At 62.8% G+C, this 20,986-nt stretch carries 18 protein-coding genes and 2 pseudogenes; 12 read left to right on the forward strand and 8 right to left on the reverse strand.

The genetic code is table 11. The features are described from left to right. Window positions 1-134: 134 nt before the first annotated feature. The gene (locus tag ATY02_RS19865) at window positions 135-806 is read right to left on the reverse strand and encodes an ATPase (RefSeq protein WP_068586911.1); all 672 of its coding nucleotides are present in this window, start codon (window positions 804-806) and stop codon (window positions 135-137) included. Between the two features lie 525 nt (window positions 807-1,331). On the opposite strand from ATY02_RS19865, the gene ATY02_RS19870 reads away from it, so the two are divergent. From ATY02_RS19870 to ATY02_RS19890, 5 genes are all read left to right on the forward strand, one after another. Next, entirely contained in the window at window positions 1,332-1,880 is a 549-nt protein-coding gene (locus tag ATY02_RS19870) for a fimbrial protein (protein ID WP_068586913.1), read from the forward strand. Between the two features lie 80 nt (window positions 1,881-1,960). Beyond that, on the forward strand, window positions 1,961-2,731 hold the full coding sequence (locus ATY02_RS19875) for a molecular chaperone (protein WP_068605672.1): 771 nt from the start codon (window positions 1,961-1,963) through the stop codon (window positions 2,729-2,731). Between the two features lie 131 nt (window positions 2,732-2,862). Continuing rightward, complete coding sequence (locus ATY02_RS19880; protein ID WP_083235964.1) at window positions 2,863-5,448, forward strand: fimbria/pilus outer membrane usher protein; 2,586 nt, start codon at window positions 2,863-2,865, stop codon at window positions 5,446-5,448. After that, window positions 5,436-6,581: a fimbrial protein gene (locus tag ATY02_RS36135; RefSeq protein ID WP_083235962.1), complete on the forward strand. Its 1,146-nt coding sequence runs from the start codon at window positions 5,436-5,438 to the stop codon at window positions 6,579-6,581. Before ATY02_RS19880 ends, ATY02_RS36135 begins: the two co-directional genes overlap by 13 nt. A gap of 325 nt (window positions 6,582-6,906) precedes the next feature. Next, complete coding sequence (locus ATY02_RS19890) at window positions 6,907-7,548, forward strand: LysE family translocator (protein ID WP_068586928.1); 642 nt, start codon at window positions 6,907-6,909, stop codon at window positions 7,546-7,548. A gap of 22 nt (window positions 7,549-7,570) precedes the next feature. Here the strand turns inward: ATY02_RS19890 and ATY02_RS19895 are convergent, their stop codons facing one another. From ATY02_RS19895 to ATY02_RS19905, 3 genes are all read right to left on the reverse strand, one after another. Then, on the reverse strand, window positions 7,571-7,753 hold the full coding sequence (locus ATY02_RS19895) for a DUF1289 domain-containing protein (protein ID WP_068586931.1): 183 nt from the start codon (window positions 7,751-7,753) through the stop codon (window positions 7,571-7,573). Between the two features lies 1 nt (window position 7,754). Further along, the gene (locus ATY02_RS19900; protein WP_068586953.1) at window positions 7,755-8,126 is read right to left on the reverse strand and encodes a hypothetical protein; all 372 of its coding nucleotides are present in this window, start codon (window positions 8,124-8,126) and stop codon (window positions 7,755-7,757) included. Between the two features lie 76 nt (window positions 8,127-8,202). Next, window positions 8,203-9,774: a L,D-transpeptidase family protein gene (locus tag ATY02_RS19905; RefSeq protein WP_068586933.1), complete on the reverse strand. Its 1,572-nt coding sequence runs from the start codon at window positions 9,772-9,774 to the stop codon at window positions 8,203-8,205. A 153-nt stretch (window positions 9,775-9,927) separates the two neighbouring features. Here ATY02_RS19905 and ATY02_RS19910 point away from each other — a divergent pair, with 153 nt between their 5' ends. The 6 genes and pseudogenes from ATY02_RS19910 to ATY02_RS36665 form a co-directional block, all read left to right on the forward strand. Further along, window positions 9,928-10,653, forward strand: a complete 726-nt coding sequence (locus ATY02_RS19910) for a murein L,D-transpeptidase catalytic domain family protein (protein ID WP_068586935.1) — start codon at window positions 9,928-9,930, stop codon at window positions 10,651-10,653. A 45-nt stretch (window positions 10,654-10,698) separates the two neighbouring features. Further along, the gene (locus tag ATY02_RS19915) at window positions 10,699-11,031 is read left to right on the forward strand and encodes a hypothetical protein (RefSeq protein ID WP_228022205.1); all 333 of its coding nucleotides are present in this window, start codon (window positions 10,699-10,701) and stop codon (window positions 11,029-11,031) included. 57 nt (window positions 11,032-11,088) lie between these two features. After that, entirely contained in the window at window positions 11,089-11,610 is a 522-nt protein-coding gene (locus ATY02_RS19920; RefSeq protein WP_068586938.1) for an alpha-ketoglutarate-dependent dioxygenase AlkB family protein, read from the forward strand. 85 nt (window positions 11,611-11,695) lie between these two features. Next, on the forward strand, window positions 11,696-12,577 hold the full coding sequence (locus ATY02_RS19925; RefSeq protein ID WP_068586940.1) for an alpha/beta fold hydrolase: 882 nt from the start codon (window positions 11,696-11,698) through the stop codon (window positions 12,575-12,577). Between the two features lie 257 nt (window positions 12,578-12,834). After that, window positions 12,835-13,590 (forward strand): annotated as a pseudogene (locus tag ATY02_RS36660) (MCP four helix bundle domain-containing protein); the annotation flags it as partial. Window positions 13,591-13,848: 258 nt separating this feature from the next. Further along, window positions 13,849-14,448: pseudogene (locus tag ATY02_RS36665) on the forward strand (methyl-accepting chemotaxis protein); the annotation flags it as partial. A 26-nt stretch (window positions 14,449-14,474) separates the two neighbouring features. Here the strand turns inward: ATY02_RS36665 and ATY02_RS19935 are convergent. Next, window positions 14,475-15,809: a PLP-dependent aminotransferase family protein gene (locus ATY02_RS19935; protein WP_068586945.1), complete on the reverse strand. Its 1,335-nt coding sequence runs from the start codon at window positions 15,807-15,809 to the stop codon at window positions 14,475-14,477. A gap of 117 nt (window positions 15,810-15,926) precedes the next feature. Between ATY02_RS19935 and ATY02_RS19940 the strand changes: the two genes are divergently transcribed. Then, window positions 15,927-16,823 carry a DMT family transporter gene (locus tag ATY02_RS19940; protein ID WP_068586948.1) on the forward strand — a complete coding sequence of 299 codons (897 nt, stop codon included), beginning with the start codon at window positions 15,927-15,929 and terminating at the stop codon, window positions 16,821-16,823. Between the two features lie 15 nt (window positions 16,824-16,838). Here the strand turns inward: ATY02_RS19940 and ATY02_RS19945 are convergent, their stop codons facing one another. From ATY02_RS19945 to ATY02_RS19955, 3 genes are all read right to left on the reverse strand, one after another. After that, on the reverse strand, window positions 16,839-17,561 hold the full coding sequence (locus ATY02_RS19945) for a type II CAAX prenyl endopeptidase Rce1 family protein (protein WP_068586950.1): 723 nt from the start codon (window positions 17,559-17,561) through the stop codon (window positions 16,839-16,841). Between the two features lie 536 nt (window positions 17,562-18,097). Beyond that, window positions 18,098-20,386, reverse strand: a complete 2,289-nt coding sequence (gene metE, locus ATY02_RS19950) for a 5-methyltetrahydropteroyltriglutamate--homocysteine S-methyltransferase (RefSeq protein WP_068595785.1) — start codon at window positions 20,384-20,386, stop codon at window positions 18,098-18,100. 130 nt (window positions 20,387-20,516) lie between these two features. Next, window positions 20,517-20,846, reverse strand: a complete 330-nt coding sequence (locus tag ATY02_RS19955; protein WP_068586955.1) for a hypothetical protein — start codon at window positions 20,844-20,846, stop codon at window positions 20,517-20,519. Between the last annotated feature and the right edge of the window lie 140 nt (window positions 20,847-20,986).

Below are 20,986 nucleotides of genomic sequence, written 5' to 3' on the forward strand. Positions count from 1 at the left end.
GGCCGGAGCGGCTGGGGCGGATTCTAGAGGCAGACCAGCAATAGTAAAAGGCCACCATCGAGTGCCACGCCAGCGACAGGCCATAAAAAAGCCCCGATCACTCGGGGCTTTAATCAATACCTCGATCGCTTGGTTTATTTAGCCGCCATCTGCCCGGCTTCATCCTGGGTCACCAGGGCCTTGAGCGAAACATCGAACTGCTTCAAGGCATCGACCTGCAACTCGGTCTGCTGGTTGATCTGGGCCGCGATCTCCGGTGCCGCCTTGCCCCGCACCCACACCGAAGGCATGTCCTTGGCACGCAGGCCCTCGGCCTGGCCTATGTACTGCAGGTTGGCATCGTAGAACTTGGCGATGAACCGCGCCTCGACCCGATTGTTGCGTTTGCTCACCAGTTGGTTATAGGTATCGAGCATCACCACCACATCGGGATGGGCCTGGACCACGGCATCGAGATTGTCGTAGACGGTCACCGAAGCGAAGTGTTTCTGTAACGAAGCCATCAGCCAGTTGATGGCCAGTTTCGGATCGGAGCTATTGACGAAGGCCTGGCTGATACGAGGATCGAGACCGGCGTTCTTCGCGCCATTGAGCGCTACCGAATGGTAATGCTCCAGGTACTCCAGGGTATTGAGGGTGTTCTCGCTGTACAGCACACCAACCGATTGTGCGTGCTGCAGGTTGGCGCCGCTGTCGGCCATGGGCAGGAAGTGGCAGCTCATGTCATCGGCGGCCGAAGCCACTGCAGAAGTGCCGGTTCCCGTGAGCAAGACAACGACAAGGGCTAGCAAAGTCGAGATTCTCATCGGGTATTTCCTTCTGCAACAAACACGGTATGAGGGCTATCTTCCTCCTTTGTAGGAAAAACGGAACCACCACTTTTTGATGATAACTATCGATTGAAGCAATGATGTAGGGCGACGGCTCTGACAGTGCTTGGAACAACGTGGCGTTTGAGTGCAAAAAGAGATTTCAAGCATGCCCGGCTGCGGGACCAGCAGCGCATTTTCAAATTGCCCCGGTTCAAAACGGCGTTGCGGCTCAGTTCAGGTCAACGGTGCTGGATGCACACGGGCGCTTCAAGTGAGTGCTTCAGAATCGGCTGTGTTGGCAACATCGCTAATAGAGCAGTGATCAGTGCGTAAATAGGGGGGAAGTGAAAAGAACATACGTGGAGATATCCCAGGCCGCCGTCTTTCAGAATCGTCTAACTCCAAGTACGAGGGGCGATTGTTAGTCTACGAACCGCAACACAATGTAAATCGTTCAACACTCGGTGTGACTGCATCCGACGATCGATATTCGGCCTGTCTTTTGGGATCTCTACGACCATGAAACAACTCACTAGCAAACTCTCTCTTGTGGTTCTGGCTTCTTGCATCGGTGTATCACCTGCCGCGTTCTGTGCAGACGGTAGGATCACATTCACCGGCAACGTGACCGCGCAAACCTGCAAGATCAACGGCAACGGCAGTGGCTCGAATGACTTCACGGTCACGCTGCCAACGGTGTCGAGCAGCGCTCTGGCTAGCACGGGCCAAACAGCCGGCCGTACACCGTTCAGTATCGCCTTGTCCGATTGCACGCCAAAGTCCGGCAACGTTCATAGCTACTTCGAACCGGGCTCAACGGTCAACACGGCCACCGGCAATCTGGTTCTGAATTCGGGCGGTGCCTCCAACGTCGAAATCGGCGTGCTGAACAACGACCTCACCGCGATCAAGATCGGCGCTGCCGACGCCAGCCAAAACTCGCAATCCGTGGGCATTGACGGAAGCGGCAGTGCCACGCTTCCTTTCTACGCACAATACGTGGCGACCGGAACTGCAACAGCCGGTGCGGCGAGTTCGAGTGTCATGTATACGCTCGTTTACCAGTGAATAGAGAGTTGATCTTACTGAACTAGGGTCGAGTGGGCGTGTATTCGCCCTCTCTCTAACTACCGGTATGGAAACCTGCCATGACGCCCTCAAAAGCATTCAGAGCCGCAGCCATGACGTACTTTGCATCCTTCGGCTATCTGACGATGCCTGCTGAAGCCTCGGTCGTAATCGGAGGCACGCGCGTGATCTACGACGAACGCGAGTCCGAGATCACACTCAAGATGTCCAACGAAGGCCGAGCCCCGGCACTCGTGAAGTCATGGATTGATGATGGGCAGGTGTACAACACGCCATCGGCTATTCAGGTGCCGTTTACCGTGCTGCCGCCGATCACACGTATTGACCCGGCCAAGTCCCAGACGTTGCGTATTGTGTACACCGGTGAATCACTGCCGAAGGATCGCGAGACGGTGTTCTGGCTCAACGTTTTGGAAGTGCCACCTGAGCCGAGCGCGAAGGACGCGGACGCAAACCGGCTCCAGTTTGCATTTCGTTCGCGCATCAAGCTGTTCTATCGTCCGGAGAACCTTCCCGGCTCGTCTGCCGACGCGCTGGCGCAGCTCACTTGGCGGCTCATGCAGATAGATGGCCGACCAGCCATCGAGACGCATAACCCCACGCCGTTCTATGTCTCTTTGACTGAAATCAGTGTGCTGTCGGGGACCCGTAGCGCGACTTTCGACGATGGTGGCATGGTCAAGCCTGGCGAGACGCGAGCCTTTCCCTTGAAAGGCGACGCACTGCCTGCGGCAGGTGCCCGCGTGCGCTACACGTTCCTGAACGACTACGGCGGCGCGGTCAGCGGCGAGACGCCGCTGCGGGCAGGCGGTGCCGCGCCGCTGCCGTAACACGAGATCACCGCTTCCATTCCACGAAGAGCGGCTAGGGCCTCTAGCCTGCTTCCCGTTCATTGCCAAACCAATCATGCCTGACGAATGGGTAGGGGGTTGGTTTGCCCAAATTTCCTCGGGCTATCGTGATGCAACACACTTCTACCTTACAGCTGGCATTGCGCCGAAGCTCAAGCAGGGTCTGCCTGTTCGCGCTCTCGGTATCCGCGTCGGCACAGACAATGGCGTGGGAGACGGATGCCGCCCAAGTCGCGGACGTTCGATTCAATGCCCTGTTCCTGCAGCAACCTGACGGCGCGTCCGTAGACCTGAGCCGCTTTAACAAAAGTAATGCGGCGTTGCCCGGGGCGTATCGCGCGGATCTGTTCGTCAATACAAGCTGGATCGGCCGCTCGGAGATCACGCTACGGCAGGTCGGCGATGATCCGAACAATGTCCGGCCCTGCTTTGACCGAGAGCTTCTGCTAAGGGTAGGTGTCGATATTTCGAAGCTGAGCCAGGACGCAGCCAGCATGCTGACTGAAACGGCCCGGCTATGTGCCGTCCTTGAAAGGTTGGTGCCACAGGCGAGCGCCCTCTTTGATAACGGTGAACAGCGCCTGGACATCAGCATCCCCCAGGCCTCGCTGAGCCGTACGGCGCGCGGCTACGTGGACCCCCGCTATTGGGACGAAGGCGTGCCGGCGGCGCTGCTGTCATACAACGGCAATATGTACCGTTCAGAGAACCAAGGCATTTCATCGACACAGGGTTATCTGGGCTTGACGGGCGGCCTGAACCTCGGGCCTTGGCGTTTGCGCCATAACGGCAACTACACGCGCGACTCGTATAACGGATCGCACTACCAGAGCGTGCAAACGAATCTCTGGCGCTCGTTACCGGGAATGAAGTCGCAGTTCGTGATCGGTGAAGCGTTTACCAACGGCATGATGTTCGACAGCGTGGGCTTTCGGGGCGTCCAGCTGGCAAGCGATGAACGCATGTATCCAGAGTCGCAACGCGGCTATGCGCCGACCATCCGTGGGGTTGCCAACAGCAATGCACTGGTGCAGATACGCCAGAACGGCAACATCATCTACAGCGCCAATGTCGCGACCGGCCCGTTCGAAATCAACGATCTCTACCCGACCGGTTACGGAGGGGACCTGGATGTCATGGTGACCGAGGCCGATGGCGGTATTCGTACCTTCAAGGTGCCCTATGCCTCGGTCGTCAATTCGCTGCGACCCGGCATCACGCAGTTCAGCCTGACCGCTGGCCAATACCGCAACCCCCTGCTGTCGGACGAGCCGTCGCTGTTTCAGGCGACAGTCCAGCATGGGTTCACCAACCTGCTGACCGGCTACGGCGGGCTGACGGCAGCGCGCGGCTATACAACGGCCGTGGTCGGCACCGCGCTCAATACCGGATTGGGGGCTTTCGCGCTCGATATCTCGCAGGCCAACACCGAACTTCCCAACGCCCCCACGCGTCGTGGCCAGAGTGCGAAGCTCTCATACAGCAAATTGATCAGCCCGACCGATACCAATATCACGGTGGCTGCCTATCGCTATTCCAGTAGCGGCTACTTGGGTCTGCGCGATGCGATGCAATGGCGTGGTGAGCCGAGAGATCGAGATCGTGGCAATCGGCTGTTTTTCGACGGAATCCGTCGTGGGCAATTTCAGGTCACGTTGAACCAGAGCCTGATGGCAGGCTGGGGGTCGCTCTACCTCTCGGGCTCGACGGTCAACTACTGGGATCGCAAGGGCAACGACACGCAGTACCAGGCTGGCTATAACAATACCTTCGGGCGCTTGAACTACAGCATATCGGCCTCGCGCCAGTTCGATGTCCTGCAAAGCCGATGGGACAACCGCCTCATGCTGAACCTGTCGACTCCGCTGAGCTTCGGCGGGAAACCCCTGTATGCGTCCACCAGCCTGCAGCGTGACAGCAATGGCTCGACAATGGCCCAACAGTCGATGACGGGGTCGCTGGGTATCGACAATGCGCTCAGCTATGGCGTGACCGCGGGTCACACAAGCGGCAGCGGCGCAGGTTCGACCTCCAACGTGGGCGGCAACGTTTCCTACCTGTCGCCGTACACCACGTTGGCGGCCAATGCCTCGAAGGGCACCGGCTACAAACAGTATGGCGCCGGCCTCTCGGGCGGCATGGTGGCCTATGCCGGCGGGCTCGCATTTACCCCGACCATGGGTGAAACCATGGCGGTGGTCGAGGCCAAGAATGCCAGCGGCGCCCGTGTGACAGCGGGCAGCGGCCTGCGCATCGATCCGTTCGGCCATGCGCTCGTGTCCAGCCTGACGCCGTTTTCGACCAACGAAGTCGAAATCGATCCGAAAGGTCTGCCGATGAGCGTCGAGTTGAAGTCGAGCGCGCAGCATGTGGCGCCCACCGCAGGCGCCGTTGTGCGGCTGAAGTTTGAAACAGACGGGGGCGGACGCGCCGTCATCATGCGCGTGCGCATGAAAGACGGCGGCCCCATCCCCTTCGGCGCCGAAGTCACTGACGAGGGCCGAAGGAGTGTTGGCACCGTGGCGCAGGCGGGCCGCATCGTGCTGCGAGGCGTGAAGGCCGATACGGGAACCTTGCATGTGAAGTGGGGCGATAGGGCCTCCCAGCAGTGTTCGCTCCAGTACGCGTTGCCAGCGGCGAAAAAGACCGGAAACACGCAACGCTGGATCGACGCGGAGGCCGTATGCCTATATTGATCGAGAGAAACTCCAGGGAGCATCAAGGCATCCTGACGTCAGAAGACGCGCTGGCGAAACACGCGCACCGGAAACAACATGCCGTGTTCTGGCTGCTCACGCTGGCGACCCTATGGCTCGGACTCGGCGCACGCGCAGCATTCGCGAATAGTTGTACGGGGGTTGCGCAGACGATTGCGGTGTCGATGCCCGTATCGGTGACCGTGCCCCGCGACGCGGCTGTCGGGACGGTATTGACGCCGTGGGTATCTACGGCGGCAACGAACAACTATTTTAATTGTGTAACTACCTACACGGGCGGCACGGGAACTGTTTTCAGAACCTTGTCACTGACAAGAGCGCCACTGAGTGTGATGGGGCCAAACGGAAGTACTTATTACGTCTGGAATACCAACCTCCCTGGCGTAGGAGTCGCGATCGGCGTTCGTCCGTTTGTAAACTCTTGTGGCTGGATGGGCTGGATGGGCTGGATGAGTCAGGGGGCAGGTAATGAAGGTTTTGGGGAAGGTTGGACAGGCCAGGCCTGCAACGGCGGAGGTACCGTCACCAATGGTGGCCAGGCGCAGATGGCGCTCGTGAAGACCGGCCCCATTACTCCTGGTACTTTCGCGGGTGGCCCGATGCTCGAGGCCTCGGTTACGATCTCGGACGGCGGCGGCTACAGGACGCCAACGGATGGAAGAAAAACGTTCTCGTTGACCAGTACGATCATCAAAGTGGCAGCCTGCACCACCCCGGACGTGACGGTCAGCATGGGATCGCACAAGCAATCGGTTTTCAAGGGAGTCGGCACAACGACCCCCGCAGTCGCTTTCAATCTCGGCGTCAATGCCTGCCCGGCGGGCCTGAATGCGATCCAGTACCAGTTCATTCCGATCAACGCCGTGCTGGATGCCGCCAATGGCGTGTTGGCGCTATCAGGCGATTCGACGGCCACGGGAATCGGCTTGCAACTCAAAGACGGCAACGGCAACGCGCTGAAGTACAGGACTCAATATGTGTTGACCAACTACAACCGTGCCACAGGCGGCTCGTACACAATTCCACTCAGGGCGGCTTACTACCAGACCGGCCAGCGAGTGACGCCAGGCAGCGCAAACACGGTGCTGACCTTTACGATGAACTACCAATAGCCGCAGGGGCCAGCGGTGCTGGAAATTCGAGACTCGCATCGGCTTGCAGGTGTTTGGCCCACACCATCACCTGCTCGAACTACGCCTTGTGCTGGTCGAACCGGGCTCCTGGCTCTACGGCGCCCGGCACATCCACCCCGCCCCTTTAACAGCTGCCGGGCCTTTGGCTTTTCCTGCCGCGGCCAAAGCCTGGTGATCGCCTCGCCCAGTGACCCGGTGGTCTACCACCTAGCGCTCTAGCCGGTACTTGCGAAGCGTGTCGCAGAAGCTTTCCCGGCGTTTTGTCCTGTAGAATCCAGCCTCCTCCTCCGAACGAGTCCAAGCCATGGATGCCCACTCGATCCTCACCTACACCCTGGTCGCCGCCATCTCCATCGCCAGTCCTGGCCCGGCCACCCTGGTGGCGCTGCACAACAGCGTGACCTACGGCGCCAAGTCCACCCTGTGGTCATCCCTGGGTAATATCAGCGGCCTGTTCTGCATGTCTGCGGCAGCCATGCTGGGCCTGGGGGCGCTGATCGCCAGTTCCGAATGGATATTCAACGCCGTGAAGATCCTCGGCGCCGGCTACCTGTTCTACCTGGGTGCCAAGCAGTTGCTCAGCAAGAGCCCATTGCTCAGCGCCAACAGCCTGGATAACCAGGGCGTCAGCACCCCGCCGCGATTCAAGCTGTTCAAGTCGGCGTTACTGACCGCCGCCACCAACCCCAAGGCAACCATCTTCTTCACCGCGCTGTTCCCGCAGTTCATCGACCAGCATGCCGCCCTGCTGCCGCAGTTCTTCATCCTGACCCTGATCTTCATGGCCCTGTCGCTGACCTCGCTGAGCATCTATGCCCTGCTGGCCTCCCGGGCCAAAGGCGTGCTGACCCGTCCGGCATTGTCCAAATGGGTCAACCGGGTCGTGGGCTCCACCTTCATCTTCTTCGGCAGCACCATCCTGGCCATGCGCCACCAAGGGGTGTAGCCAAGCCGCGCAGCTCTTGGTCTCAGCCCTGCTTTTTGCGCAGGGCCTTGAGCCGGGTACTGGCCCGTTGCACGGCGGCCATCTTCTCCGGGCGCTTCATGCGTTTCCACTTGCGGATATCGTCCTTGGTGCGGCCACAGCTCACGCACAAGTCGCCGCTGAGCTGGCACAGGGCGATGCAGGGGTTGTCGATTTCCTTGGCCATCTCAGCCCCGCCCCGGTCGCAGGCGCGCCAGGCGTGGGGCCCAATCACCACCACTGATCCGCTGGCATTGCTCTTCACTGTCGAAGAATACGTGGGCCGCTACTGATGCAAGGCAGACGCCCGCCTCCTCCAGTGCCCAGGACGTGAGTTCGATCATCCGTGCCGCCTGCCCGGCGGCCAGGGCCTGCTCCTTGTGGGCCTGGGTGTCGAAGACCCAGACCACCACCAGGCTGGAGGGGAACGCCGCGTAATCCACTTCGTGGGTCAGCCAGGAAAACCCCTCGAGCAACGATTTGGCCGTTTCACAGGCTTGGGTGAGGGTCTTGGCCAGCAAGCGCTCCGTCGCGGCTTGCTGGCGTTTGTTCAATGGCATGGCGAGGCTCTGGTCGATCGCAAAAAAAGGCCGCACACGATACCTCAAGTCCGGCCTGCGAGTACCTTGGCGAGCTTCAGATCTTTGTGCCCAGGGCGCTCGAGAGCACCTCGTCATGCCCATAGATATCCGGCGCGTACAGCAACTGCCCATGGCTGTCGGCCTGCACCGTCCAGTAGCTGAGCAGGATCGGCACCGGCTTGGCCAGGCGGAACTCATGGGTCACGCCGGTCGCCAGCAACTCGTTGGTCCGCAGGCGCTCTGCCGGGCTGAGCAGCCAGTCGCGCAGTTGCAACGCTTGCTCGACCCGCACGCAGCCGGAGCTGAAAGCCCGTGGTCCCTTGCTGAACAGCGCCTGGCTCGGGGTGTCGTGCAGGTACACGGAAAACGGATTGGGGAAACGAATGGCGATGCGTCCCAGGGGGTTGCGCGGCCCGGCGCCCTGGCGCAGCAGGATATTGCCCGGACGGTCCCAATCGATATCCGCGGCGGCCAGGGGTTGGCCATTGGCGTCCAGCACCTGCAGGTTCTGGCGATTGAGGAAACCCTGGTCACGGCGGATTTCCGGCAGTTTGTCTTCCTTGAGGATGGTCGGCGGCACGGTCCAGGTCGGATTCAGGGTCAAGCGCGTGACCTGGGACTTGAGCAATGGCGTCTGGCGCTCGGCGCGCCCCACTTGGGTACGGGTCTGCCAGACGACGGCGTCATGCTGGTAGAAACTCAGGTGCGCCGCGGCGACATTCACCAGCACGATGTTGGGCTCGAAGTCCTGGGCCATCCAGCGCAAGCGCTCCAGATTGATGCGCAGTTGCTCGCGACGCAACGCCGGGCTGACATTCAGCTCCTTCAAGGTACCGGCGCCGATCACCCCATCAGCCTGCAGCGAGTGGCTGAGCTGGAAGCTCTTCACGGCATCCACCAGCTCGCCGCCATAGGTGTTGTCGGCATCGACACTGGGGCTTTGCAGGAAGCCGCCGTGATACAGACGCTGGGCCAACTCAGGAACGCGCTTGTCTTGCATGTGCGGCCTGAGCAACGGGCCACCGGCCACGGCCTGCCAGTGGGGCAAGGGCTGCTGGCGCTCATGGGCATAGGCCTGGCGCAGGTTGCGATACTGTTCAAGGCTCGGGCGTGCCTGGTCGAAGGCGGCCGCAAGATCCTCAAGCCCTGGCACGGCGATCGCCAGCAACACGCTCTGGCGATTGTCGGGTAGCGGTTGGGCACGCCACAGGGGCTCGAACCGCGTTTGCGACAGGCGCCCATAGTGCAGGTCCTGCAGGGCCTGCAGATACTGATGGGTGATATCGATATCGGTGCACAAGCCGTCGCTCGCGGCACTGCTGGGCGGCAGGTGGTAGCGCCCCGGGTCCAGGCCGTCGTCGACCATCTGCGCCAGCTGCGCCTGCAACTTGCCCAGCCGGCCCTCGACCGCCCATGCCGGTTGCTCGCCATGCTGGTGGTAAAACGCCTGCAGCAGTTGCTGGGTCGGCAGATCGAAACGCGTAGCCAGGCCCGGACAGGCCACCGTCAGTTGCGCCGGTGTGTCCTGCACAGGGCTCGCCGCGACCTGGGGCAGATCGTCGGCCAGCGCGACCAATGGCGCAGCGAGCAGCCACAGGCTCAAGTAACATGCGTGTTTTTTGAACAACTGCTTTACTCCAATCCGTAGCCCTCAAGGTGAGGGCCTAGCGTTACGGCAGATGTGGAAAACAATCAGGCCTGGGTATTAAACATATAGACCAGACTGCCGGGGAGACGACAGGACGTCAGGAGCCAAAGTGACCATGGGGATGCTCTATACATGTTGACCTTCTTGTGCCGATTCTACCTGGCGGCCATCGCCCTGGGCGCCATTTGCAGTCCTTCCTACGCCGCCAGCAAGCCCCACCCCACTACCAGCCCGGCGCTGTACAGCAGCCTCGCCCACGCCGCTCCGGAACTCAATCCCCAGGCCTTGAAAAGCGCCCTGAACGCCATGCAATGCGCAGTCAACAGCGGCGCCCGGCAAGCCCGGCACCTGGCGGTGATCGACTATTCCCAGCCGTCCACCGCCCGGCGCCTGTGGATCTTCGACCTGCGCAGCAAGAAGCTGGTGCTGCGCGACCTGGTGGCCCATGGGCAAAAATCCGGGGAAAACTTCGCCACCCAATTCTCCAATCGCCTGGGCAGCTACCAGTCCAGCCTGGGCCTGTTTCGCACCCAGGAAAGCTATGAAGGCAGCCACGGCTACTCGCTGCGCATGGACGGCCTCGAACCTGGCATCAACGATCGCGCTCGCGATCGTGACATCGTGATCCATGCCGCCGACTATGTGAACCCACTGTGGAGCCAACGCCAGGGCCGCATCGGCCGCAGCCAGGGCTGCCCGGCGGTACGCCCACAGGTCGCGCGCCAGGTGATAGACAAGCTCAAGGACGGCCAGTTCATGTTCTCCTGGTATCCCGATAAACGCTGGCTCAAATCCTCGGCCTACCTCAACTGCCAGCCACGCCAGGTAGCGAGTATTCTCAGCGCCAACGGCGGCTGAACCGCGCCACCGCTTGCGTCGGGCATCGAGGGCGAGATACCGTCGGTGTCCGCTACCTTCCAGCCCGATCCCATGCCGACATTCCTGCTCCACGCCCCCGGCCCTCGCCCGGCCTTTCCCCTGGTCGCCGAACACCTGTGGGGCCCTAAGTGCAACATCGACTCCGATGGCAACAGCCGCAGCGTGGCCGACGAGCAGTGGACGGAACTGACCCTGATCCTGCGCGCCGACCGCCAGCAGCGCCTGGATATCGACCCATTGACCGAAGTGCCGCTGGTCCTGGCGATCCACTCCTCCCAGGCCGGGCTGGGCCGCAAGGCCGCAGAATTTCTCCAGGCCCATTGCGGCGGCACCCTGGAACTCCAGGCAGGACGCTGAACCTTCATCGACTCATCCCCCACTGATTATTGTTTTCCCAGCCAAGGCAGGCCCAGCATGAGCGCACCCGATATCGATTTCGTCCCCCATTTCATCCCCGAGCCCGATGCCCTGTTCGAACAGCTCAAGCATTCGGTGCTTTGGGACGAACGCATGCGAGCTCGCAAGACCGCAAGCTTCGGCGTCCCCTATGACTACTCGCAGATCAGCTACCCGGCGGTGCCGATGCCCGAAGCGCTTGGCCAACTGTGCCCGGCCATCGAACGCTTGCTGGGGTTTGGCCCCAACAACTGCCTGCTCAACTTCTACCCGGACGGCCAATCGTCCATGGGCTTTCACTCCGACGCCAACGAACAACTGATCGCCGGCACCGGTGTGGTGGTGATCTCCCTGGGTCATGCGCGCAGCATGCTGTTCAAGCACAAGCAAAGTGGCGTGATTCACGAGTACAGCTTGCCCAGTGGCTCGCTGCTGCACATGTCCGATGAACTGCAGACCCAGTGGCTGCATGCGATTCCCAAGGCCCCTGGTGCGGGCGAGCGGATCAGCCTGTCGTTCCGCCAGCTCAAGGAGCAATAGTGCTGGAGCCGGGCCGGATCGACGCTTGACTCAAGGTCCTGCCCGTCGACAATGCCTGCCTGTGCTTACCCTGCCCCGAGGCTCCATGCAGTTGATTCCCTGGTCCCACCCGTGCCGCGAAGGCTTCACCCTGCGCGGCCTGCGCTCCGAGCCTTCGGGCAAGCCGCTGCTGCACTTTCTCCATGGCAACGGCTTCTGCGCCATGGCCTACCGCCCGATGCTGGCGCTGCTGGCAGAGTCTTTCGACCTGTGGCTCAGCGACGTCCAGGGCCACGGCGACAGTGACCATGGCGGCCCTTTCCTCGGCTGGAACCGGACCGCGCAACTGGCCGCCGAAGCCTTCGAGGCCGGGCTGAGGACCTACGGCGCAGTACCACGCTATGCCCTGGGCCACAGCTTTGGCGCCGTATTGACCTGCCTGATCCTGGCCGAGCGACCGCAGCTGTTCGCTGGAGCGGTGCTGCTCGACCCGGTGCTTTTCACGCCGTCGATGATCGGCTCGCTCAACGTGCTCTCGGTGCTGGGCCTGAGCCGCCGCCATAGCCTGGCACGCAAGGCGGCCACTCGCCGTCGACACTGGCCGGACCGCGCGGCGGCCAAGGCCGCGCTGGCCCACCGGGGAATCTTCAAGGGCTGGTGCGACGATGCCCTGGCCGCCTACATCGAATACGGTTTGAAAGACGATGGCCAAGGCGTGGCACTCAAGTGCGCCCCCGAGCGCGAAGTAGAGATATTCGGCTCCGTCCCCAGGCGGTTGTGGCATTCCCTGGGCCAGATCCGCACACCGAGCCTGGTGATTCACGGCCGCGACAGCTATCCCTACGTTGCGCGATCGATCAAGCGCTGGGCAGCCATCAACCCACGCCTGAGCACCTTGGTAGTGGATGGCCAACATTGCTTCATGCAGGTGAACCCCGCGGAAAGCGCGGGTGCTGTCGCCGCTTTCCTGCGCAAACACTCAGGCTGAATCCCTTCAGCTGGCGCCGCAAGCATGTCATTATGATATCATCCAGCGGTTTTCCGGTCAGGGAACGTGCCCCCGCCTACACTGGATGACGCTGGCCAAAGGCGCCGCCAGATGCGCCTCCCGCCCGCCTTGTGTGCAAAAACGCCGACGGCGCCATGAAGCCCGCTCCATGACGCGCCGCACCGACGCAACCGCGATTCACCTCGCCGGTTGTGCTTTTTGCTGCCACAAGGAACACCGTCATGCTCTTGAGAACGATGAACATATCCCGCCGCGCAGGGCTGAGCTTCGCCCTGATCGCCTTGCTGGCCCTGGGCCTGGGGGGCTTCTCGTTGCTGGAAATGCAGCGCATGAACCAGCAATCCCTTGAGGTCGACCAGAACTGGCAACCCTCCATCGTCGCCGCCAATGCCGTGGCCCTGACCAGCACCCAGATCCGCACCATCACCCTGCGCATGCTGGTGGTCCGTGACGCGAGCGCCGTCCAGGCCCTGCTGGCTCGGGTCGAACAGCTCGAACAGCAACTGGACCGCCAGCAGGCCACCTACGAACAGTTGATCAGCGAACCTGAGGAACGGGCCGCGTACGAGCGTTATCTCAACGCCAGGGCGGCTTATGTGAAGGACCAGCACCAGGTGCTGGAGCAGGTCCGGCAGGGCCACAAAGAGGCCGCGGTGAGCATCGTCGACGGCGGATCGTTCCTGGTCAACGCCGACGCCATGCTCAAGGAGCTGTTGAGCATCATCGACATCAACACCCGGGGCGGGGTCGCCGCCGCCGAGAAAAGCAACCAGGTGTTCCACAGTGCCATCGCCATGGTGCTGGTGATCCTGCTGGTGGTCGTGGCCCTGACCATCGCCCTGGCCCTGCTGCTGACCCGCAGTATCGTGCGTCCCCTGGGCCAGGCCCTGGGCGTAGCCGAGACCATCGCCAGGGGTGATCTGGGCCAAAGCTTCAGCATCAGCGGCAAGGACGAACCGGCGCGCCTGCTGCAAGCCTTGCAGACCATGCAAGCCAGCCTGCGCAACACCCTGCAGCGCATCGCCGACTCCTCGAACCAGCTGGCCTCGGCCGCCGAGGAACTGCACGCGGTCACCGAGCACTCCAGCCAGACCCTGCATCAGCAAAGCAATGAAGTGGAACAGGCGGCCACCGCGGTCAACGAAATGACCGCCGCCGTGGAAGAAGTGGCGCGCAACGCGGTGAGCACCTCCGAGGCGTCCAAGGAAACCGACCACACCGCCCACCATGGCCGCGAGCAGGTGCAGCACACCGTCGACTCCATCGGCCAGTTGGCCCAGGACGTGACCCAGACCTGCGAGCGGGTCGAACACCTGGCAGTGGATGTGCGCAACATCGGCCAAGTGCTGGAGGTGATCCGCTCGATCGCCGAGCAGACCAACCTGCTGGCCCTCAACGCCGCCATCGAAGCGGCGCGGGCCGGGGACGCCGGACGTGGTTTCGCCGTGGTCGCCGACGAAGTGCGGGCCCTGGCCCATCGCACCCAGCAGTCGACCCAGGAAATCGAAAGCATGATCAATACCATCGAAGAAGGCACCGAGGGGGCGGTCAGCGCCATGCGCACCAGCAATGAACGGGCGCACCTGACCCTGGAAGCAGCCCGCGCCTCCGGCCTGGCCCTGGACCAGATCACCTACGCCATCACCTCGATCAACGAGCGCAACCTGGTGATCGCCAGCGCCAGCGAGGAACAGGCCCAGGTAGCACGCGAGGTGGATCGCAACCTGATCAATATCCGCGACCTGTCGACCCAGACCTCGGCCGGGGCCAACCAGAGCAATGCCGCCAGCCAGGAACTGTCGCGCCTGGCGGTGGACCTCAACACCCTGGTGACCCAGTTCAAGCTGTAGCAGCGCCTCCGGCAACGGGTCCGTGCTCAATAGGCATAGCGCGCGATGACCTGCCGGACCTTGACCAGTGCCTCACGCAATTCCGCCAGGCTCACCGAACCCAGGGCCAGGCGGATCGCATGGGGCACCGGTGCGGCACTGACAAAGGGTTCGGCCGTGGACACCGAGATATTCTCGCGTAGCAACGCCATGGCGACCTGATCGGCTCGTACTTCCTCGGGCAACGGCAACCAAAGGAAGTAGGAGTTGGGATGAGCGATCTGCTCCAGGCCCGCCAGCAGCTCCCGCGCCAACGCCTGGCGCTGGCGCGCATCCTCGCGTTTCTCCCGTTCCAGGCGGGCCACGGTACCGTCCTCCAGCCAGGTGCAGGTCATTGCACTCATCACCCCGGGATTGCTCCAGGTCGTGGCGCGGATCGCCCGCTCGAGCCGCTGCGTCCAGGCCGGCGGGGCCACCAGGTAACCCACCCGCAGGCCCGCTGCAACGTTCTTGGAAAAACCGGACACATAAAGCGTGATGTCCGGGGCCAGGGCGGCCAGGGGGGCAGGCGGGTTCTCGGCGAGAAACGCGTAGGCGCCATCTTCGATGATCAGCAGCCGCTGCTCCCGGGCGATCGCCACCAGGCGCTGGCGCCAGGGCAGGTCCAGGATCCAGCCCATGGGATTGTGCAAGGTCGGCATGGCATACACCGCCCTCACCCGCCGCTGCCGGCACAGGCGCTCGAAGGCCGCAAGGTCAGGTCCCCGCGGCGTCAGTGGAATGGCCAGCAATTCCAGGCCATGGGCGTCCGCCACCACCTTGAAGCCCGGGTAGGTCAAGGCATCGGTAGCCACCACATCGCCGGGCTTGAGCAATGCCATGGCGGCAATCGACAAGCCATGCTGGGCGCCACTGACCATCAGCACCCGCTCGGCCTCCACCGGCAAGCCACGACAGGCCAAGTACCGCGCCACCTGGGCCCGCTCATGCAGTCGACCCGCATGGGGCTGATAGCGCAGCAGGGTCTCCAGGTCGCCACTGGAGGCCAGCTGGCGCAATGCACCGCGTAACAGTTCGGCCTGCCCGGGCAAGGCCGGGTAGTTGAAGTTGAGGTCCAGGGTGCCGGCTGCGGTGGCCTGCTGGTCCACCCCCTGCCCTGGCGGCAAGGCGGTCTCGCGGACAAACGTGCCGCGACCGGCCTCGCCACTGACCAGCCCCATGGCCTCGAGCTCGGCATACACCCGCGAGGCGGTCACCAGGGCCAGCCCTTCCCTGGTTGCCAGTTCGCGATGGGTGGGCAAGCGGGTGCCGGGAGCCAGCACACCGTTACGGATATCACTGGCAAAGCTGTCCACCAGTTGCTTGTAGCGAGCACGGGCCATAGGCGCTGTATCCATGACAATTTTTTGATTGTGCTGATTCTCGATCCTAGGATGAGCCAGACGCAAGGCCCACCTCAATGCCGGCCTGAATTTGCCCTCCCAAACGAGACCCCTTCAATGGAACGGACATCGAACCTGCAATCCCCCGTGCTGGAAAAAACCTCCAGTGGCTGGCTCAACGGCTTTCTCGGCGTGCTGATCTTCAGCGGCTCGCTGCCCGCGACCCGGGTCGCGGTGGCGGAATTCGATCCGTTGTTCCTCACCGTCGCCCGCGCCACCATCGCCGGGGTGCTGGCCCTGGCGATCCTGCTGCTGTTCAAGGAGCGACGCCCGAGCAAGCAGCAACTGCTGCCCCTGGCGGTCGTCGCCCTGGGCGTAGTCCTGGGCTTTCCGCTGCTCACTGCCCTGGCCCTGCAATACGTGACCTCGGCCCACTCCATCGTGTTCCTCGGCCTGCTGCCATTGGCCACTGCGGTATTCGGGGTGATCCGCGGCGGTGAGCGGCCACGCCCGGTGTTCTGGCTGTTCTCGATCCTGGGCAGCTTGCTGGTAATGGGGTACGCCTTCGCCCAGGGCCTGACGGCCTCGCCCCAGGGTGACTTGTTGATGCTGCTGTCGGTACTGGTCTGCGGCCTGGGTTATGCCGAGGGCGCCAAGCTGTCGCGGACCCTGGGCGGCTGGCAGGTGATCTCCTGGGCCCTGGTGCTGTCCTTGCCGCTGATGATCGCCCTGAGCCTGTTCACCCTGCCCGCTACATTCAGCGGCATCAGCCTGCCGGCCTGGACCAGCCTGGCCTATGTCTCGCTGTTCAGCATGCTGATCGGCTTTGTGTTCTGGTATCGCGGGCTGGCCCAGGGCGGCATTGCCGCCGTCGGCCAATTGCAGTTGCTACAGCCGTTCTTCGGCCTGGGCCTGGCCGCCGGCCTGCTGCATGAACAGGTCAGCCTGGGCATGCTCGGGGTCACGATCGCGGTCATCCTCTGCGTCGTCGGCGCGCGCAAGTTCTCCAAATAGGCCACCAGCCACCGCTCACATCGGCACGGCGATCAACCAGATCACCGTGGCATGGGCCGCGGTCGCTGCCAGTACTCCGTGGCGCAGGCGCAAGCCTGCGCACACCAGCCCTTCCAACAGCGTGAACAGCAGCACCGGCCAGCCCACGCCGGTGACGCTCAAAGCCAGGAAACCATGGCAGGCAGCGAACGCCAGGGCACTGAGCAATGCCGCCCGCCACGGCTCGCAGGCCTGCTCCAGATGCCCCTGGAGCAGGCCTCGAAACAGCACTTCCTCCAGGGCATTGCCACCCAGGGCCAGCAATGCCATGCCCAGCAGCCAGGAGCCACTTGCCTGCTCCAGGCCGATACCGGCATGCAGGCGCAAGGGCAGCCCCAGGGCCACCCCGGCGAACAACCCCAGGGCCAGCCCCACCAACCACCCACGACGTTCCCAGACCACCAGGGCCCAGAGCTCGGGAGCGATTCGCGCCAGGCAGGCCAGCGTACCCAGCGACAACAACCCCAGGCCCGCCAACACCAGGGGGTTGGCGATAAAGCCGATCTGCGCACCTGAGCCCAACGACCAGAACTGCAACGGTGTCATCACATCCCGCAGCAGGATGAACCCCAGCAGCAGGATCGCGATACGCAGCCCCACCAGGTGCCTGGGAGTCAGGCCGAACCACAGGGCATAGAGCCCCAGGCCCGGAAGCAGGTAGAAGAAGTAATGCCCGAGTGACGCCGCGGCCGAGATCATCGACCGCCCTCGCCCATCGATGGCCGGTGGCTGGGGAAGGAAAAGCTAGGATTCATGTCGGCAGTCCATTGCAACGAAGGGCCGCCAGGGTGGCGCAACTCGTTGCTCGGCTGCAACGTCCATGACCACGGAAGATGAGCGGCATTCAGCAAAAAAATGGAGAAACTCGAGGCTGGAACGGCAGCACGCCTTAAGAGCGAGCTACCGCCGCCTGGGCGACCTTGATTCAGGTCGGGGAGATAGTGGCAAGCGCACCGAGAGTGATGGTCAAGACCAGAAACCCAAACAAGAACAACGCCATCTTGGTCATCGGACCTCCTGAACATTAGGGTGCAGCGGGCCCGCTCTACAGCCAGAAGCCGGGCGGGTGTGCCATTTTCGAAGCTCGGCTGTGCTGATAACAGATGCAGATGAACAAGAAAAATACGGATCAGATGCCGCCAAAGGCCCTCCCACGCTTGAGTCGCCCGACTCTCAAGAGCAGCCGAAAAACCAGAGCCCCCATGGAGCTCCGGTAGCAGGTCGCGCAGCAGCGCTCAGGCCAGTTCTTTGCGCAACTGGCGAGCGGCGGTGACCATGTGCACCAGGGCGGCCTCGGTCTCCGGCCAGCCACGGGTCTTCAGGCCGCAATCGGGGTTGACCCACAAGCGCTCGGCAGGAATGCGCTTGGCGGCCTTGCGCAGCAGGTTGGCCATTTCCGAGGCATCCGGCACCCGCGGCGAATGGATGTCGTAGACCCCGGGGCCAATCTCGTTGGGGTAGGCGAAGGCCTCGAAGGCCTCCAGCAGCTCCATGTCCGAGCGCGAGGTCTCGATGGTGATCACATCGGCGTCCATGGCCGCGATGGACTCGATCACATCGTTGAACTCGCTGTAGCACATGTGGGTGTGGATCTGGGTTTCGTCACGCACCCCGCAGGCGCACAAGCGGAACACCTCGGTGGCCCAGTCCAGGTAGTGCTGCCATTGCGCCCGACGCAGCGGCAGGCCTTCGCGGAACGCCGCTTCGTCGATCTGCACGATGCGGATGCCGGCGGCTTCCAGGTCCACCACCTCGTCGCGGATCGCCAGGGCCAACTGTCGCGCCTGGACCTCGCGGGATACGTCCTCCCGGGGGAACGACCACATCAGCATGGTCACGGGGCCGGTGAGCATGCCCTTCATCACCTTGTCGGTCAGGCCCTGGGCATAGCGGATCCACTCCACGGTCATGGCCCGGGGGCGGCTCAGGTCGCCGAAGATCACCGCTGGCTTGACGCAGCGCGAACCGTAGCTCTGGACCCAACCGAACCGGGTGAACACGTAGCCGTCCAACTGCTCGGCAAAATACTCCACCATGTCGTTGCGCTCGGCCTCGCCATGCACCAGGACGTCCAGGCCCAGGCGTTCCTGGATCTGCACCGCATGGCGGATCTCGCTCTGCATGGCCTCGGTGTATTCGGCGACGCTCAACTTGCCCTGCTTGAACGACTGGCGCGCCAGGCGGATGGAGGCTGTCTGCGGGAACGAACCAATGGTCGTGGTGGGAAACAGCGGCAGGGCCAGGCCGGCGCGCTGCTTGGCGATCCGTTGGGCGAACAGCGACTGGCGCTGGCTGTCCCTAGCGGTGATCGCCGCCACCCGCGCCTGCACCACCGGCTTGTGGATCCTCGGCGAGGTGGCCCGGCTGGCCTGCACGCCACGGCTGTGCTCCAAGGCCTTGAGGACGGTCGGTGCCTGCGGCTGGTTGACGGCCTGGGCCAGCAGCGCCACTTCCTCGCACTTCTGCACGGCGAAGGCCAGCCAGCCCTTGAGCTCAGGATCGAGCTGGTCTTCCCGGGCCAGGTCCACCGGGCTGTGCAATAGGGAGCAGGAAGGCGCCACCCACAGCCGTTCGCCGACCCGCTCCTGGGCATGGCGCAGGGTCGCCAAGGCCTTTTCCAGGTCACAGCGCCAGACGTTGCGGCCGTTGACCACCCCCAGCGACAGCACCTTGTAGGCTGGCAGGCGGTCAAGAATGCTCGGGTATTGGTCAGGGCCGCGCACCAGGTCGATGTGCAGGCCGTCCACCGGCAGGTTGGCGGCCAGGCCGAGGTTCTCCTCAAGCCCGCCGAAATAGGTGGCTAGCAGCTTTTTCAACGGATCGCGCTGGATCAGGTTGTAGGCCCGCTCGAAGGCGTTCTTCCATTCTTGCGGCAGGTCCAGCACCAGGATCGGCTCATCGATCTGTACCCACTCCACGCCTTGCGCCGCCAGGCGCTGGAAGATCTGCCCGTACAACGGCAGCAAGCGCTCCAACAGCTCCAGCTTGTCGAACTCGCTGCCCTTGGCCTTGCCCAGCCATAGGTAGGTCAGCGGGCCAAGCACCACCGGCTTGACCTGGTGACCCAGGGCCCGGGCTTCCTCGACCTCCTCGAACAATTGCTCCCAGCCCAGCTGGAACTGCTGGTCGGCGCTGAACTCCGGGACCAGGTAGTGGTAGTTGGTGTCGAACCACTTGGTCATCTCCTGGGCATGGGCACCGCCGCAGCAGTTGTCGCTGACACCACGGGCCATGCCGAACAGGGTCTGCAGGGTAGCCGGGCCGTTCTGCGGGCGGAACCGCTCGGGGACCACGCCGAACATCAGGGAATGGGTCAGGACCTGGTCGTACCAGGCGAAGTCGCCCACTGGCAGCAGCTCGATGCCGGCGTTTTTCTGCAGTGCCCAGTGCGCCTGGCGCAGCTCGCGGCCAACGGCGCGCAAGCCAGCCTCATCGAGTTCGCCCTTCCAGAACGCTTCCTGGGCCTTTTTCAGTTCGCGGTCGCGGCCAATGCGCGGAAATCCGAGGGAATGAGCCAAAGCCATGACAGACAACTCCATTGTGTGAATGGCAGCCATTGTCGATAGCACCGCACGAGTGAGACAAACTCATTTTAATCCTGATGACCACAAGTTTTATTCATGATCATCCTTTCACCGCATTTCACTCTCGGGCTCAGCGCCGGGCCAGCTTGTAGCGCACGCAGTCATCGTAAAAGCTTTTACGCAACGCCTCGGGCTTGATCCGCGACGGGCTGTCGTAGGTCTGCTCGGTGATGCCCAGGGCCATCATGCGCATCCAGCCCTTGCTGAACTTGTAGACCTGGATCTTCTGCCGCGCCGCATACAGCGATACCCCGGACAACTTCAGCTCCTGGGCCCTGGCAGCTGTGCCTGCGCCCCAGCTGCAGACATACCGGTCATTGGCCGCCAGCTCCCGGGCCTGGGCGCTGCACGCCCCGCCGATCAAGGCAAGCGAAGTCAGCGTAATCAACACATGGCGCATTTTGCGGTCACCTAACCACCTGAAATTAAAGTGATTTTGGCGAATCTTCGGGAACCGCGGGGCCAGCATGCCGCCTCAACCGTCAAGGCAAAGTGCCTGCCAATGCTGGCCACCCATGCGATACAACCGCACCGGACGCT

Source organism: Pseudomonas sp. BIOMIG1BAC (genome assembly GCF_001705995.2).
In the GTDB taxonomy this organism is placed as follows: Bacteria; Pseudomonadota; Gammaproteobacteria; order Pseudomonadales; family Pseudomonadaceae; genus Aquipseudomonas; species Aquipseudomonas sessilinigenes.

What these genes read in the sequence shown, in the direction of transcription:
- ATY02_RS19870 (WP_068586913.1), top strand. Translation starts at nt 1,332, where the DNA reads ATGAAACAACTCACTAGCAAACTCTCTCTTGTGGTTCTGGCTTCTTGC.
- ATY02_RS19920 (WP_068586938.1), top strand. Translation starts at nt 11,089, where the DNA reads ATGAGCGCACCCGATATCGATTTCGTCCCCCATTTCATCCCCGAGCCC.
- ATY02_RS19945 (WP_068586950.1), bottom strand. Translation starts at nt 17,561, where the DNA reads ATGATCTCGGCCGCGGCGTCACTCGGGCATTACTTCTTCTACCTGCTT.
- ATY02_RS19955 (WP_068586955.1), bottom strand. Translation starts at nt 20,846, where the DNA reads ATGCGCCATGTGTTGATTACGCTGACTTCGCTTGCCTTGATCGGCGGG.
- ATY02_RS19910 (WP_068586935.1), top strand. Translation starts at nt 9,928, where the DNA reads ATGTTGACCTTCTTGTGCCGATTCTACCTGGCGGCCATCGCCCTGGGC.
- ATY02_RS19895 (WP_068586931.1), bottom strand. Translation starts at nt 7,753, where the DNA reads ATGGCCAAGGAAATCGACAACCCCTGCATCGCCCTGTGCCAGCTCAGC.
- ATY02_RS19925 (WP_068586940.1), top strand. Translation starts at nt 11,696, where the DNA reads ATGCAGTTGATTCCCTGGTCCCACCCGTGCCGCGAAGGCTTCACCCTG.
- ATY02_RS19935 (WP_068586945.1), bottom strand. Translation starts at nt 15,809, where the DNA reads ATGGCCCGTGCTCGCTACAAGCAACTGGTGGACAGCTTTGCCAGTGAT.
- ATY02_RS19890 (WP_068586928.1), top strand. Translation starts at nt 6,907, where the DNA reads ATGGATGCCCACTCGATCCTCACCTACACCCTGGTCGCCGCCATCTCC.
- ATY02_RS36135 (WP_083235962.1), top strand. Translation starts at nt 5,436, where the DNA reads ATGCCTATATTGATCGAGAGAAACTCCAGGGAGCATCAAGGCATCCTG.
- ATY02_RS19875 (WP_068605672.1), top strand. Translation starts at nt 1,961, where the DNA reads ATGACGCCCTCAAAAGCATTCAGAGCCGCAGCCATGACGTACTTTGCA.
- metE (WP_068595785.1), bottom strand. Translation starts at nt 20,386, where the DNA reads ATGGCTTTGGCTCATTCCCTCGGATTTCCGCGCATTGGCCGCGACCGC.
- ATY02_RS19865 (WP_068586911.1), bottom strand. Translation starts at nt 806, where the DNA reads ATGAGAATCTCGACTTTGCTAGCCCTTGTCGTTGTCTTGCTCACGGGA.
- ATY02_RS19940 (WP_068586948.1), top strand. Translation starts at nt 15,927, where the DNA reads ATGGAACGGACATCGAACCTGCAATCCCCCGTGCTGGAAAAAACCTCC.
- ATY02_RS19880 (WP_083235964.1), top strand. Translation starts at nt 2,863, where the DNA reads ATGCAACACACTTCTACCTTACAGCTGGCATTGCGCCGAAGCTCAAGC.
- ATY02_RS19900 (WP_068586953.1), bottom strand. Translation starts at nt 8,126, where the DNA reads ATGCCATTGAACAAACGCCAGCAAGCCGCGACGGAGCGCTTGCTGGCC.